This is a genomic window from Sphaerothrix gracilis Ecp01, from assembly GCF_030405905.1.
Lineage (GTDB): Bacteria > Cyanobacteriota > Cyanobacteriia > Phormidesmidales > Phormidesmidaceae > Sphaerothrix > Sphaerothrix gracilis.
Map to the genome: position 1 here is coordinate 33466 of NZ_JASATW010000013.1, position 13087 is coordinate 46552.

General features: G+C 51.8%; 10 protein-coding genes. 5 read left to right on the forward strand and 5 right to left on the reverse strand.

All coding sequences use genetic code 11. The features are described 5' to 3' along the window. Window positions 1–48: 48 nt before the first annotated feature. Window positions 49–4281 (reverse strand): BREX system serine/threonine kinase PglW, encoded by a 4233-nt coding sequence (gene pglW / locus QJQ48_RS15665; protein ID WP_346292180.1) that lies wholly within the window; start codon window positions 4279–4281, stop codon window positions 49–51. Between the two features lie 146 nt (window positions 4282–4427). On the opposite strand from pglW, the gene QJQ48_RS15670 reads away from it, so the two are divergent. Together QJQ48_RS15670 and QJQ48_RS15675 are read left to right on the forward strand one after the other, a co-directional pair. Continuing rightward, on the forward strand, window positions 4428–5219 hold the full coding sequence (locus QJQ48_RS15670; protein WP_346292181.1) for an IS5 family transposase: 792 nt from the start codon (window positions 4428–4430) through the stop codon (window positions 5217–5219). A gap of 654 nt (window positions 5220–5873) precedes the next feature. Further along, a complete protein-coding gene (locus tag QJQ48_RS15675) occupies window positions 5874–6410 on the forward strand; it encodes a CBS domain-containing protein (RefSeq protein WP_346292182.1) in 537 nt (178 codons plus the stop codon). A gap of 10 nt (window positions 6411–6420) precedes the next feature. Here QJQ48_RS15675 and QJQ48_RS15680 read toward each other — a convergent pair whose 3' ends face one another. Beyond that, complete coding sequence (locus QJQ48_RS15680; RefSeq protein ID WP_346292183.1) at window positions 6421–6678, reverse strand: hypothetical protein; 258 nt, start codon at window positions 6676–6678, stop codon at window positions 6421–6423. Between the two features lie 653 nt (window positions 6679–7331). Here QJQ48_RS15680 and QJQ48_RS15685 point away from each other — a divergent pair. Next, complete coding sequence (locus tag QJQ48_RS15685) at window positions 7332–7769, forward strand: peroxiredoxin (RefSeq protein WP_346292184.1); 438 nt, start codon at window positions 7332–7334, stop codon at window positions 7767–7769. Between the two features lie 66 nt (window positions 7770–7835). Here QJQ48_RS15685 and QJQ48_RS15690 read toward each other — a convergent pair whose 3' ends face one another. Further along, complete coding sequence (locus tag QJQ48_RS15690) at window positions 7836–8258, reverse strand: DUF1824 family protein (RefSeq protein ID WP_346292185.1); 423 nt, start codon at window positions 8256–8258, stop codon at window positions 7836–7838. 82 nt (window positions 8259–8340) lie between these two features. On the opposite strand from QJQ48_RS15690, the gene radC reads away from it, so the two are divergent. Then, window positions 8341–9078 carry a RadC family protein gene (gene radC / locus QJQ48_RS15695; RefSeq protein ID WP_346292186.1) on the forward strand — a complete coding sequence of 246 codons (738 nt, stop codon included), beginning with the start codon at window positions 8341–8343 and terminating at the stop codon, window positions 9076–9078. 142 nt (window positions 9079–9220) lie between these two features. Here radC and QJQ48_RS15700 read toward each other — a convergent pair whose 3' ends face one another. After that, window positions 9221–11470: a hypothetical protein gene (locus tag QJQ48_RS15700; protein WP_346292187.1), complete on the reverse strand. Its 2250-nt coding sequence runs from the start codon at window positions 11468–11470 to the stop codon at window positions 9221–9223. A gap of 183 nt (window positions 11471–11653) precedes the next feature. Between QJQ48_RS15700 and QJQ48_RS15705 the strand changes: the two genes are divergently transcribed. After that, the gene (locus QJQ48_RS15705) at window positions 11654–12523 is read left to right on the forward strand and encodes a hypothetical protein (protein WP_346292188.1); all 870 of its coding nucleotides are present in this window, start codon (window positions 11654–11656) and stop codon (window positions 12521–12523) included. 208 nt (window positions 12524–12731) lie between these two features. Here the strand turns inward: QJQ48_RS15705 and QJQ48_RS15710 are convergent, their stop codons facing one another. Then, entirely contained in the window at window positions 12732–12974 is a 243-nt protein-coding gene (locus QJQ48_RS15710) for a helix-turn-helix domain-containing protein (RefSeq protein WP_346292189.1), read from the reverse strand. Between the last annotated feature and the right edge of the window lie 113 nt (window positions 12975–13087).

Genomic DNA, 13087 nt, shown 5'->3' on the forward strand with positions numbered 1-13087 from the left:
TGCGGTGCTTTCTTAGAACCTTTTTCCCAGGAAGGCAGGTAGAAAGCATTAAGTAGATGAGAGGGGAGAGAGGGTGGCCCGATGACGATTCTCTAGCCATTCATCGGTAATTCTGACGCGCTGTCCGGGACTTAATAGCGGTACTGCCTTGCCATCGATCATGGCTTGCTGCTCATTGGGTAAAAGTAACCAAAGTCCGGGTATGCCGTCCTCTCGGCCAACCTTTTCGCGTAGTCGCTCCAACAGCGTCATCTGGTCATAGCGTGCCAGCAAGCCTGGATAGATTATCAAAATGGTTTGGTTAGCCTTGAGCAACTCGGTCTCCACTAACGGCATCGCTCGGCCTACTAGCAACATCAACTTGTTCCAATCACCCTGATGAGGGGTCGCATCAGTTTGTAACACCAGATCCCATTTCACTTTGGCTTTCTCAGCAACTTGCCTCAAGGTGTCGAGGAACAGGGCTTCGTAGTCCACTAGCTGCACGGGAAAGCGGCTGCACAACTCATGTTTGGCCTGTTGATAGCGCCTAGGATTGGCTAGTAACGCGAAAAATGACCCATCTTGAATTCCTCGTTTGAGTTTCTCCTCCAAAAGCCGAGCATCCGCCTCTTCTGAGGTCATCTCTCGCTCATTGGAATAAAAAGCACCGGTAGGAGTCCGCGCGAAGCTGGTACTGCTGCTCAGCGAGGGAGCCTCTTTGAGTTGATTGACATAGCATCCCTGCTGAACGTCCCATCCCAGGTTGGGAATAAACTGCTGGATTAGTCCATCCAACTCCGGTCTTTCAGGCAGCTTCACCGCTTCAGGATAGCGACCGCTCACCCGATCTTTGACCTGCTGCACGGTCAACGATTGCACTCCATAGAGAGCTCCTTGAGATAGCCGCAAAGCCCGCTCCGCATCCATTCCCACAGGATAAATTTCTTGCCGACTGGAGAGTGCCGCCCCTTGGGAAGCGGCTGCCGCTAGTTGGAGTAATCGTCGTTCAGGTAGGGGGAATACGCCTTCAGGGGGGGGGATCTCTTGCAAATCCTGAATCGCTCTTTCTGGCGACACTAGCGGATCTTCCTGGGCCAATCGGTCGGCCTTCTCGCCTAGCTTACGGGCATAGGCTGCCCGGCCTCCATCTACAGCCACCAGTACGGAGATACCTGTCCGGTTCACCATGAAGCGGGGGCTTACCATGGTGCGTTCAACTTCTAGGGCGGTGCGTACCAATGCCATCGCTTGCTGGGTTCGGAGTTGCGGGGTTTCTGTGAGCGATCCACGGGCAATGAGAAGGGCGATCGCGATTTCCTCTGCTGTCATAACGCCACCCGGTTGCTGCAGAATTTCGAGGATTTCGTTCCGCAATCGGGTGACCGCTGGCATTTTTGCCCAACGCTTTTGAAACTTACTGACCAGTTGACCAATACGCCCCCGCGACAGGTTTATATAATTTGCGAGGTCAGTTTGACTCGGCCAAAGATTGTCTAATTCACCATCTAGACCTAAAAGCGCATTAACAGTCTGCTGGGCAGACTTGCCATCTTTGCTGCTAGGTTTGGCGATTTGCTGCACCAGCCGATCCACGCTTAGGCTGCTCGAAGCCTCCTGTGCGGCTAAATCCGACTCCCCAGAATCGCTCCCCTCATCACTCGAAGTCGGGGTACCCAACTGCTCCCGAAGTACCCTGGCGACCGCCAAAATTTCCCGTCGGGTTTTGTGTCCGACTCCCCGGAGTCGCTGGAGCTTAATGGGTGGGGTTTTTAGCAAATCTCTGATCGTCAAAATATTGGCGATATCCAAAGCATTGTTTGAGCGAGTTCCTAAGCCCAGCTCTAAAATGGGCGTCTCAAAGGTGGCATCAGCCAGTAGTTCTTTCAGAGCCGATTCGTCTTCAGTTTCGAGGAGCGCGCCAGGTTCTTCAATCCCCTCAAAACAATATCGCCAGGCCCGCAGTATTTCTTCTGCATTGTCAAACCGAGCTTCAATGTTTCGTTTGAAGGCCTTTTCAAAAAACGATGTCAACCGCTCTCGGAGAGCAACGGGAAATCTTTCAGGTTCAAGGGTAATTTCACAGTCAAGGAAGGAGGGATCGCTGACCCCATCCCCCCAGACTGGTAATGTCCCTGTCGCCATCTCGTACAGAGTGGCGGCGGCGGCGTATCGTTCGGCGTAGGAGTCCCATTGGGGCGGCTGCCGGGTGACTAAAAGCGGTTCTAAATATCCCGTCGTGCCTGCTTTGATGTTGTCCCTGGGAGCGCGCGACAATGAAAAATCGAACAGCACCAGGTGCAATTTATCGCCTCGGCCTACCTGACCGATCGCAATGTTGTCTGGTTTGATGTCTCGATGATCAAAGCCTTGCTCGTCCAAAAATTTCACGACATCCAAAAGATCCTCGCCGAACCTTTGAAGCAGGTCTATTTTAAGCGGTCCTTCTTTACGGATCCGCTGTCCCAGGGTTTCAACGCGATACTTCTCTCGATCTACCAGCACCGGCTGCATCAGGATGCCTAGCCGGTTGCCCACATTAACGGTTTCCTTCAAGTCCACGATGTGGGAATGCCGCAGCTGCACCAAAACCTCGGCTTCGTCTCGAATCCGCTCATTATGCTCCGGATCATTGGCTACTTTCAGGATATATTCCTTGCCATCCATCTTGACCAAGAAGCCAACAGAGGAAGCTCCTTGTCCCAGTCGTTTAATCACTTGTAGATTGCCAGCCAGAAGGTCCCCTTGTTGGGCATCATTGGGGTTTTCAACGAGTTCGTTCTCAGGCTGGGTGAGGGCGTCCTCAACTTCATCCAGCAGGAGTAGGAAGTCTGCGACCGTTTCGGTACGATAGTCCACGTTGGGGTGGGTGCTATCCAAGATCAGATCCTGCAGGCTTTCTGGCGCACCATTGAGTACCGAACTAATTTGTAACCCGTTCGTTTCACGAAGCTTTTGGGTCAGCTCTAATCCATTGGCTGCGGGAGGCTGACCTGAGAATAGATAGAACGCGATCGCGCCCAATGAAAAAATATCTAAATGCTCACCAATAAATTCAGTGTCATTCAGCGACTCTGGAGCAAGGTAGGCCGTATTAGCATCCTCGACCAATCGATCGACGTGAGCGGTTGCGGTGACCTCATGGCTAGCCCCCTTAGAGGAAGAGCCTGCCCGGTAGCCTAGCTGCCAATTGGTAATTTTGATTTTGGGATGACCAGAGCGATCCTCTGACACCAAAATGCTTCTAGGGTTCAAACCTCTATGGATGACCCGTTGTTCATGGGCAAATCGAATCGCCTCAGCAATCTGACGCATTAAGTCAAGCTGAGTATCAATGCTCAGCGGTTCCTGCCTTTGTGCCAAATAATGATCCAACCGCACTGCCTGTGGATCATGCTCCAACACAAGAGCAGGGCCCAACTCATGCTCACTCAGCGTAAAAGCCCGAATAATCCCCGGATGCTGCAACGACTCCAGCAGTTGAACCTCTCGCAATGCAGCCCGTTCAATCATTGCCTTGTCATCTGCAGAGGCTTCTCGTCGCACCAGATAAAACCGAATTCGCCGCTTCATCTTGTCTAGCCGAGCGTGAGTAGCCGACCAGTCTTGATAGCCAGGCCCACTATCAATGACTTTGTCGAGCACATAGTCGCTGACTTTACGGGATTTATTAGACGGTTTGATGCCCGCCTCTCTTACTGCCTTCTCGACCAGCTTGGCAATGTTTCGGTTATGGCGATTTCGCGATATGTCTTGGATGGGTCGCAACCCCTGACAGTCTCGGCGAGTAATCGCAGCTATAATGCCTGGCCGTGCCGGTTTATCGCTTGTGCTGGGACGATCTCTCAGACAAACGCCATGCCGAGCATCAAACGGTAGGCTAAGCGTAAGATTTTCAGAAGACAGAAAAACTAAAGGTTCTAAAAAAGGCAAGCCATTCTTGCCCGTAAACGCTCGTTGGCGCTCCAATAGCGACTTCAGTTTTTTGGCTTTGAGATTTGTTAAGCGGATTGGATTGTCATACGTGCGGCGCTTACCATCGGGTCGCTCCAAGATCCAAGTTCCAGCATCCCCGGTGACTCGCCCTGGCCAGCTCTTGATTTCAATTAGGAAAAACCCCTGAGGCGTGAAGACCATCAGGTCCACTTCGTTGATGCTGCCGTCCGATGCAATGAATTCAAAGTTTGACCAGGCCCGATAAGGCTCATGGCTCGGAAATTGGCTACGGATAAACTCAAGCGCTTCCCGCTCATGGTCAAAATTGGATTCGGCAACAGTAATCCAGTTCGATGAAGCACTCATGCGCTCAATCTATCCTTATCAATTGGCTAATCCATTTTAGCCATGCTGTAGTTGCAGAGCTAAGAGGCTGTGTGAAAAGCCAGAACTGACGTAGGAAAGCTCACACGGATAAGCTGAAGTTGAAGAGCTACAGCACCGTGAGAGCCATGAGTAAAGCATACACAAGCAATCTGACGCGTGAACAGTTTGAGCTGATAGAACCCCTAATTCCGCCAGCCAAGCCCGGTGGTCGGCCGCGCTCAGTAGAGATGTGGGCCATCGTCAACGCCATCTTGTACGTGGTGGTTCAGGGCTGTAAGTGGCGCGATATTCCAGGCGACCTGCCGCCATGGTCAACAGCTTACACCTACTTCCGCAACTGGCGAAACGACGGCACCTGGATAGCGATTCACGACCGCGTGCGCGGCTGGCTCAGAGCCGATAGCGGCAGACCAGAAAGTCCTACTCAAGCCGTTATCGACAGCCAAAGCGTCCAGAGTGCCACGATGGTCAGTGAAGCGGTCGGCTATGACGGTGGTAAGCAGGTCAAGGGGCGCAAGCGTCATCTGACAGTCGATACACTGGGCTTAGTGCTGCGGGTACTGGTCACTGCTGCCAATGCCTCGGAGAAGAGCCAAGCCAAAGCAATGCTCAAGCGGGTCAAGCAAATGGGAGAGCAGGGCAAGCGGCTCTACCTAGTCTGGGCCGATGGCGGCTATGGCGGCGAGCCCTTTCTACGCTGGGTGATGGACATGCTGGGATGGATTTTGCAAGTGGTCTTGCGGCCTGAAGCAGACAAGGGTCTTGTGCTGCTCAAAAAGCGGTGGGTGGTGGAGCGCACTTTTGGCTGGCTCAGCTGGTCGAGGCGCTTGAGCAAAGACTATGAACGCTTACCGGCCTCTTCTGAAGCGATGATATACATCTCGATGATCCGCCTGATGGTCAGGCGGTTGGCGTAGCGTTAGCTACCTACTAGCACTTCTCATACAGCCTCTTAGCAGAAAATACAAAGCCAAGTCGGAATTTCAATCCTACGACTGCAAAAAAACGATTCATAATTTGCGAAAAACGCCCATTTGAACTTTCGGCACGTAATTTGCGAAAAGCGCTTTTGCGACATTTAATGTGCGAAACTGAATTCCCCCAAGTTTCCCTGGAAAAAATCTCTAAGATCCTTGTCAGACTTGTCAGAAAAGACATTCAGGACCTTTGTCTGGAGCGACTTCAATCTGCTGATCGCGACATTTAATGTGCGAACGTACAAAAGTATTTAGTCAGCATCAGGTTGGGCTAGAAATGACAGCGATCGCGCTGCCCAGACCAATTCTGGTATAGGGAACCTTTGCGCGCCTCCGTTGCCTTTTAGGAGGCGACCGCCCTCGTCAAACTAACCAAGTGACGTTCTCCCCGCAGCAGAGCTTTGCCTATACCCTGCTCAGTTCCTACCTGCAGAGCTTTGCAATCTAAAGTGTGATGAATAGAGCGATCGGCGGCCTGCTTTTCTAAGCTACGATCAACACATCGGCTCAGCGTCTAGAAAATCACGCCGCTACAGCCCACTTCAGCCTCAGCGGACAAGCTACAGCGGCTTAGGTTTAGATAGGAAGCAGGTTATGCAAGTCTCTGACATCATGACGACCCGGGTTCTAACGGTCAGTCCAGGAGCGACTGTAGCGCAGGCGATCGCCTTAATGCAGTACCAGAAGGTTAGATCTTTGATCATAGAGCCTGAAACACTGCAGGGGAGCTACGGTATTGTGACTGAGCGGGATATTGCCTATCACGTCATTGCCACAAATCGGCGGCCCGGACAGGTCAAGGTCAGCGAGATTATGCGTCAGCCCTGTATCACTGTGGCGGCTGATCTAACGGTTGCAGAAGTCGCCCAGCGATTTGCAGAAACGGGACTGCAGCGGGCACCTGTAGTGCAGTTTGACGTTCAAGGAAATCAGCGCTTAGTGGGCGTGGTTTCTGTAACCGACATTGTGATGAAGCTCAATTTAGGCGAAGGCTGGCAAGATCCCCTATCTCAGCGGCTGCGCTCGGCGCTGCAGCAGGCTCGCATTGTCTGCACACCTGCGGATCAAATCACCCAGGAATGTGCCATCGCTTGGGATGTTGTAGAGCAGCTTAGTACAGAAGTGCCCTAAATCTAGCCTTTCAGCGCAGGGAAACCAAGCTTTTAATATCTAAAGACGTTGACTTTTCTGAGATTTGCTGGCGTGATGAGCGCTGCCAACTGCGCTTAATTTTGTGACCGACAATCGCTGGCAGCGTAATAGGAGCACAGAGAGCTACCAGCAGCAAGAATATCCAATAGTGCCAATCAGATTTAGAGACTGACTTATCCCTAAAAAATGCCTGTAGCGTAACCAAAAAAGTCGCGATCGCCAGCGTTAGGTAGAGCTTCCAAAGCATGAGCAGCTATCGGATCCGTGATAAGTGCACCCTTAAAGGCTTATATTACCCATTTACTGAGTCAGATCCAGCATCTTCAATTACTTATTATTCTTTAATGTTTCACAACATAATTTTGCAGCCAGCTCATTGGTAACCGTCGCAATCACTGCCATAATCCCGGTTGACCTGTCTGCTATTGTTAGTTTTCGCGGCTGCAGTCAAGCTGGGGACAGCGCTTGGCTACAGTTCACTTCAATTTGGAGAGTAGTTCTGCAGTTGGCTCTGAAAGTAGCTGTTTTAGGGCTTGAATTGGATTGTCATTGACGGTTGAAAAGACTAATAAGACCCAAATTCCGATCAACCCTAAGAAGGCTGGATATTCTAGCCAGCGATTCCTGTCTCTGAAAGGAGATTTTCTTTGCTTGAGCGGTTTCATAGTGACGAGTCATATCCCTTGTCTAAATCTATTGATGCGGCTAGGGCCAAAAAGTTGGTCAGTAGCCCCCTACTTTATAGAAGTTGATAGCTAGATCAAGCTACCGTAATCTTTCTACTTTCAGCCGGGCAGAAAGGTTTCATCTGCCCCTGACAAGCTTCAGTAGATTCTCTTACCATTGATATTAGACTTCGCATTGCAGCCTGAAAGCTACACAACTAAGGAGACTTGACTTATGACGCTAGCAGTTGGCACAAAGGCACCTGACTTTACTGCCAAAAATGAGGCAGGTAATCCGGTATCCCTGTCTGACTTCACAGGTAAAACGGTCGTACTTTACTTTTACCCCAAGGACGATACGCCAGGCTGTACCAAAGAAGCCCAGGGGTTTCGGGATGCTTTTGAGGACTATCAAGGTCAAGACATCACGGTCTTAGGCGTCAGCATGGACGACGAAGCTTCCCATAAAATGTTCAAAGAGAAGTATGGTTTGCCCTTCACTTTGGTGGCTGATCCAGACGGAGAGATTACTCAAGCTTACGATGTTGATGGCGGTGGCTATGCCAAACGAGTAACTTACATCATTAATGGCGAAGGCATCATTGATCAGGTCTTCAGTACTGTAAAGACCGATAGCCACGCTCAAGACATTCTAGCTGGCATGAGCGCCTAGACTTTTCGCTTCCAAGCTGAGTTTGGCAGCGCCTTTGGCAGGCAGCCGTAATGGATCAACACCCGCTTAGTTGTTGGCAAACAAATCTAGCGGCAACGGGCCGTAAGTCCCATTGGCCTCAGGCACATCAGAGGCATGGTAGGTCACTAAAACACCTCTAGAAGGTCCGCTATAGTCATCTAAATACCAAGCCCCTTTGAGGGTATTGAATTTGAGATAAACTGCCCCGGTTCGCTCAGGCAAATCCAGCGTGATGTCTATACCCAAGGCGCTGAGATAGTCTTCCATAGACGCTTTAGCTGTGGCTAAGCTGTCAGCGCAGATGCCGAGTGTCTGATAGTCAGACGCCTGATTGAGCTGGAACAAGGCTTGACGAATATCTTCAGCCGTAGCGGCTGATAGCTCAGCAGGAACTTCTAAACGGCTAAATTGAATGAGCTTTTTTCGGATAGCTTGAATTGCTTGGGGGCTAGGGTCAGCAGAGGTCATAGGAGATAGTGGGGAAGATAAGGCTTTTGGGCTTACTAAACAAGTATTTGTCTTATCTTTTACCCTACCGTCTGCGGGCATCATGACCTACTGTGTGCGAGTGGCTGATATGCACTCCAGCGAGCGACCGCGAGAGCGGCTGTTTGCCTATGGCGCTAAAAATCTAGCCACGGCTGAGCTGATTGCTATATTACTGGGAACCGGACAGGGGGCCGGCAAGCTATCGGCAGTGGGCCTGGGGCAGTATATTCTCCAATCACTGGGCCGCGATCACGCCGATCCACTAACCGCGCTACGGGAAGTATCAGCCCATGACCTGATGCAGATTTCAGGGATTGGAGAGGCAAAGGCAGCTTCTATTTTGGCCGCACTGGAGCTAGGCCGTCGAGTCCTGGCTTCAAAGCCGCCGGAGAAAACGATTATAGACGATCCGGCGATCGCGGCAGCAGCTCTCAGCCACGAACTGATGTGGCAGGCTCAAGAGCGCTTTGCTGTCGTTTTTCTAGATATTAAGCATCGACTGCTAGGTACTCAGGTCATTACGGTCGGCACGGCCACCGAAACCCTGGCGCCGCCCCGTGAGATTTTCCGAGAGATTATTCGCCAGGGAGCAACGCGGGCAATTGTGGCTCATAATCATCCTTCTGGCAATTTACAGCCAAGCCCTGAAGATATTCACCTGACCCGGCAACTGTTAGCAGCCGCATCGGTTTTGGACGTGCCGCTGCTGGATCACCTCATTTTAGGCAATGGTGACTACCGCAGTCTGCGCCAAACAACTAACCTCTGGCAAGAGACAAATCCTCAGAATGCGGAATGACAAGGTTTGAGCAGGGAAACACCCATAGGGCCGTTTTGCCTTTCTACGCTTCAGGCAGCCTAGCCGCCGCGTAGCAGAAAACCCCTCCGCAGAGGGGCTAGATAGCAGCTACACCTTTTAGAACGGCGACTGTTCAAGCTGATTAGTCTGCTTCTTCAGGCGATAGGACAAATGCCTGCACGTCATAGTGGTCGTAGCTGCTCAGGCGGCTAAGGCCGTCTGTTGCTTGAGCAATCACGCCTAGCGTTTGGGCCAGTCCCACAGTGGGACATTGGCGGCTAGGGTTACTAATCAGCGTCCGCAACTCTCCCACTGTGGAAGTCTGCATCAGCGTTGTTGGGCTAACATCGCCGCTGGAGCTGGGGGGCGTTAGGCGGCGATCGCTGCGCTGCGCGCCTTGGAAGAGGTTGTAATTATAGGTGGCAAATCCGTGAGGATGCAGGGCGTTGTAAGTCATTTTTACAGCCTGACTGTTAGACGCATAGGGCAGCACGCCGCAGTCATCGGCGCCTACATCGCTACCTTCCTGGTTAATAGTGGGCGGAAGCAGGTCGGCGTAGCAGGGATTGTTATCCACGTGCAGCGTTAGCGTAAAGCTACCGTCAGCCCCGTTGACTAAGCCCAAGTCTGCCGCCGCATCCGTTTCAATTTCCTCTACCAGCGGATTTTGAGGCTGAGGTACCCGGTAGTTGATGCCCAACTCCTCAAATTCAGCACCGTCTACCCGACTGCCATCTGACTTAAATAGCTCAACTTTGAGCTGATATTTGCCAGAAAAATCTTCGCCGCTGTAGAACGGTCCAGGAGTTCCCCGCTGCTTACGGCTCATGCCAGGGGCATAGGTATCAGCGCTAGTGGGGAATTTAGCATTGACGCGCAAATCTTGGCTCCAAGTGCCGATCTGTCCGTCTTTACGGGGCAGGGCGGGTGGAATCTCATACAGATTGTCGGTGCCACCAATGTCTTGCGGCCCCAGCACGAACTTAGCTTCTATGAGCTTGTCATCAACCGGGCGCTCATAGAAAAAGCGATAGGCGATCGCTTCATTGAGCGGCTGAAATTCATTGGCTGGCACGATGGGGACTAGATTGGCATTGGTCAGCCGTCGCCAGGAAACTCGGTAATATTTAACGTCATGAGTCTGACGCAAATCGGGGTCAAATAGAATGATCGGCTGCAGCGTGCCGCCCCAGGGAGCCCCCTCCTGGGTAAGTCCCTTGTTTTGAGCTGTGGTAGTGGCCTGCAGCGTTTGGCTAGCGCCATAAATTTCGCTGAGGGATTTGCGGCCAATTTTGTCAATTAAGACCCAGTTGTTGGGGGCGATGACAGGCGGGCAGGGATCGCAGGTAATGGCAAAAGGATGCTGGGTGTAAAGCGTTACCTCTGTGCCGCAGGCGTAGTTCCAGTAGGTATGGCAGGGAACTGGCGTGGGCGCGTAAATTGTAATGGGGTTGAGGAAGGGAAAGCGTCTCTGCTTGGCTTTGAAATAGAGATCGGGCTGATCGGTATTTTTGCAGCCGCGAGAGAACAGAGTGCGGAAGGCACCACAGTCATCGGTCTTGGCCGTTGCCACCAGCTTCAGGCTGAAGTAGCGCGGGAAGTAGCGACAGAGAATAGGCCGCACTAGCTGCAAATTGTCTATGAGCACCTGACGGAACTGCAAAGTGTTGGTGGTCTTTGCTAATAGGGAGAGGTTGCTGGTGATTGAGCTGAGCTGAGCCCTTTCTACCGGGCGGCGGGCGCTGGTCGCGGAGAGCGATCGCTCTAGCTGCAAGACCGGACTTTCAGCCGCCGCTAGGGCTGGGTCAAAAGGCAGCGGTTCAGGGCCAATTGGCGGATCAGGAATCGGATCAATGGGCGGTATGGGCGGGTCGAGGATGATGTCTCTCAGCCGCTCAATGATGACATCGGGCAGTCGGGGAATCACCCGATAGATAGGATCGACTTCGTAAACCTCGACCGTCGCATTGCAAACGGGGCGATCAACGCTGCTGTCACCCACCTGAGTTTTCTGCAACAGCTTGCCCCGGACAAAGCATAGACCCTTGAGCCAGCACTGCCAGTAGGTAGCAGGAATAATAAATTCTGCTGATAGGCGAGGGCTGCGCGGATCGTATCGCAGCAGCTTTTCCTCGGCCCCCCGCCGCTTCAGTTCAGCAATAGCGACTTGCTTCTGATTTAGATCGGGGCCAACTAGGACTCGCAGAAATGAGGCTTCGGACGGGGCGGGCAGGGAGAGACTCGTTGTCAAGTTGTCTCCCAGGACATCACGGGCAATGAGGCGATCGCTAGCTGAGTAAATATAAACGGCTGGCTGCGGCATGGCCTGATCGGCATCTGCACCCAGGAGCTTGGCACCCACCCGAAGATTCAAAACTGTCTGTGTACTCATGGCTTTTGATATAAAAGACAAAACTCTTGTCTTTAAAGTTGGCAGTTTAATCCGTCAGGGACAGCACCCTTGAGGGTACTTTGGCGGACTGAGGTAGCCGAGCTATAGAGAGTTTTTTCCGCAAAATACCGGGAAATAGCCGTTTAGAATTGAAAAAGATATCAGCGTTAGGCTGTACTTGAAATGCCAATATCCCGGATTAAATTCGCTCTTTTCTGTCTGCTGCTGAGCTTTGCTGGCGGCCTGTTAAGTCAGGCTAAAGCCCAGTCTGAAAGTGAATCTACAACCGAGCAGCTATCAGCTAGATTAGGCAACGTTAGCGCTGAGTTTATGGGTGAAAGCGCTGAGTTCTGCTTGGAAAATCCTCAGCTTGCGATTACTCGTGACGACAAAACTTATGATGAAGGGTTTTTCTCCGCCAGCATTTTAGAAGATGGTTGGTTTTGCCGGGCTGCTGCTTTAGAAGTGAGCAACTTAGACCGCGATGCCGATCTTGAAGTCCGCCTGGATATCTATTCTGGCGGTGCTCACTGCTGTTTTTCTTCGCTGATCTATGATTACGAGGCAACAGGCGATCGCTACCGCCTCACCGATCACTTTTGGGGCAATGGCGGCTATCAGCTGCAAGATCTTGATGGTGATGGCAAGCCCGAATTTCTCAGCCGTGATGATAGCTTTGCCTATGCGTTTGCCTCCTATGCCGCCTCCCGCTATCCGGTGCAGATTTGGCACTACCGCGACGGCGAGATGATTAACGTTACGCGCCAGTTTCCTCAGCGGGTCTATGACGACGCCTATACCCACTGGTTAGAACTTCAGCGCCTGCGGCGGGGTGAGGTCTTTGAGCAGCCTTATAGTCAGGATAGCGATTATATCTACGCGGCCTATGAACGGGCAATCTTGGCGGCTTACCTGGCTGATAAATACCTGATTGATCAGGCTGAAGACGGCTGGCAGCGGGTGCGGCAGGTTTATCAAAGAAGCGATCGCGACGAGTTTTTCAACAACCTGCGCCAGTTTTTGCAGGAAACAGGATATATCCAGGGTCGCTAGCTCTCTAGCGCCTTCGGGTCAACCCCCATACCCGTAACCGCTCGGCTAGCTTCTCTGCTCGTTGCTGTGCCTAATGCTGTAGTAGCGCGATATAGCCAAAATTGGAACTTCTGTAGGTTGGCGTTGAGCATAGCGAAACCCAACATCAGTATCTACAGGAGACTGGCGATCGCCAGTCGATATTTTTCAATGCGATCGCTTTGCTGAGTTACGACTCCTCCTCAAACGGCATTCGACCCAGATACAGTTGCAAAAAATTGTCAGCCGCTGCCTGATCGAGTTTCTCTAGCGCAGCCACAATCTCGCTCAGCGCTTCAGCAGAGGGATCTCTGGTTTCGTTGAACCAGTTATTCACGGTTGAGCGATTAGTACCCATCGTCACCGCTAACCGATTCTGAGTAATGCCGTAGGTTTTCAAAACCTGTCTCAGCGCTTTGCCTGCTTTTCCCATGCCCCAATCGTGTCAGAGAGGCATGTCCTCGTAAATGTTTGCGATCGGGGACAATTTGATACACTAAATATGTTTTCAATTGAAAACATACGACTTTGAGAATGGAGTCTTTT

What these genes read in the sequence shown, in the direction of transcription:
- pglW (WP_346292180.1), bottom strand. Translation starts at nt 4,281, where the DNA reads ATGAGTGCTTCATCGAACTGGATTACTGTTGCCGAATCCAATTTTGAC.
- QJQ48_RS15670 (WP_346292181.1), top strand. Translation starts at nt 4,428, where the DNA reads ATGAGTAAAGCATACACAAGCAATCTGACGCGTGAACAGTTTGAGCTG.
- QJQ48_RS15675 (WP_346292182.1), top strand. Translation starts at nt 5,874, where the DNA reads ATGCAAGTCTCTGACATCATGACGACCCGGGTTCTAACGGTCAGTCCA.
- QJQ48_RS15680 (WP_346292183.1), bottom strand. Translation starts at nt 6,678, where the DNA reads ATGCTTTGGAAGCTCTACCTAACGCTGGCGATCGCGACTTTTTTGGTT.
- QJQ48_RS15685 (WP_346292184.1), top strand. Translation starts at nt 7,332, where the DNA reads ATGACGCTAGCAGTTGGCACAAAGGCACCTGACTTTACTGCCAAAAAT.
- QJQ48_RS15690 (WP_346292185.1), bottom strand. Translation starts at nt 8,258, where the DNA reads ATGACCTCTGCTGACCCTAGCCCCCAAGCAATTCAAGCTATCCGAAAA.
- radC (WP_346292186.1), top strand. Translation starts at nt 8,341, where the DNA reads ATGACCTACTGTGTGCGAGTGGCTGATATGCACTCCAGCGAGCGACCG.
- QJQ48_RS15700 (WP_346292187.1), bottom strand. Translation starts at nt 11,470, where the DNA reads ATGAGTACACAGACAGTTTTGAATCTTCGGGTGGGTGCCAAGCTCCTG.
- QJQ48_RS15705 (WP_346292188.1), top strand. Translation starts at nt 11,654, where the DNA reads ATGCCAATATCCCGGATTAAATTCGCTCTTTTCTGTCTGCTGCTGAGC.
- QJQ48_RS15710 (WP_346292189.1), bottom strand. Translation starts at nt 12,974, where the DNA reads ATGGGAAAAGCAGGCAAAGCGCTGAGACAGGTTTTGAAAACCTACGGC.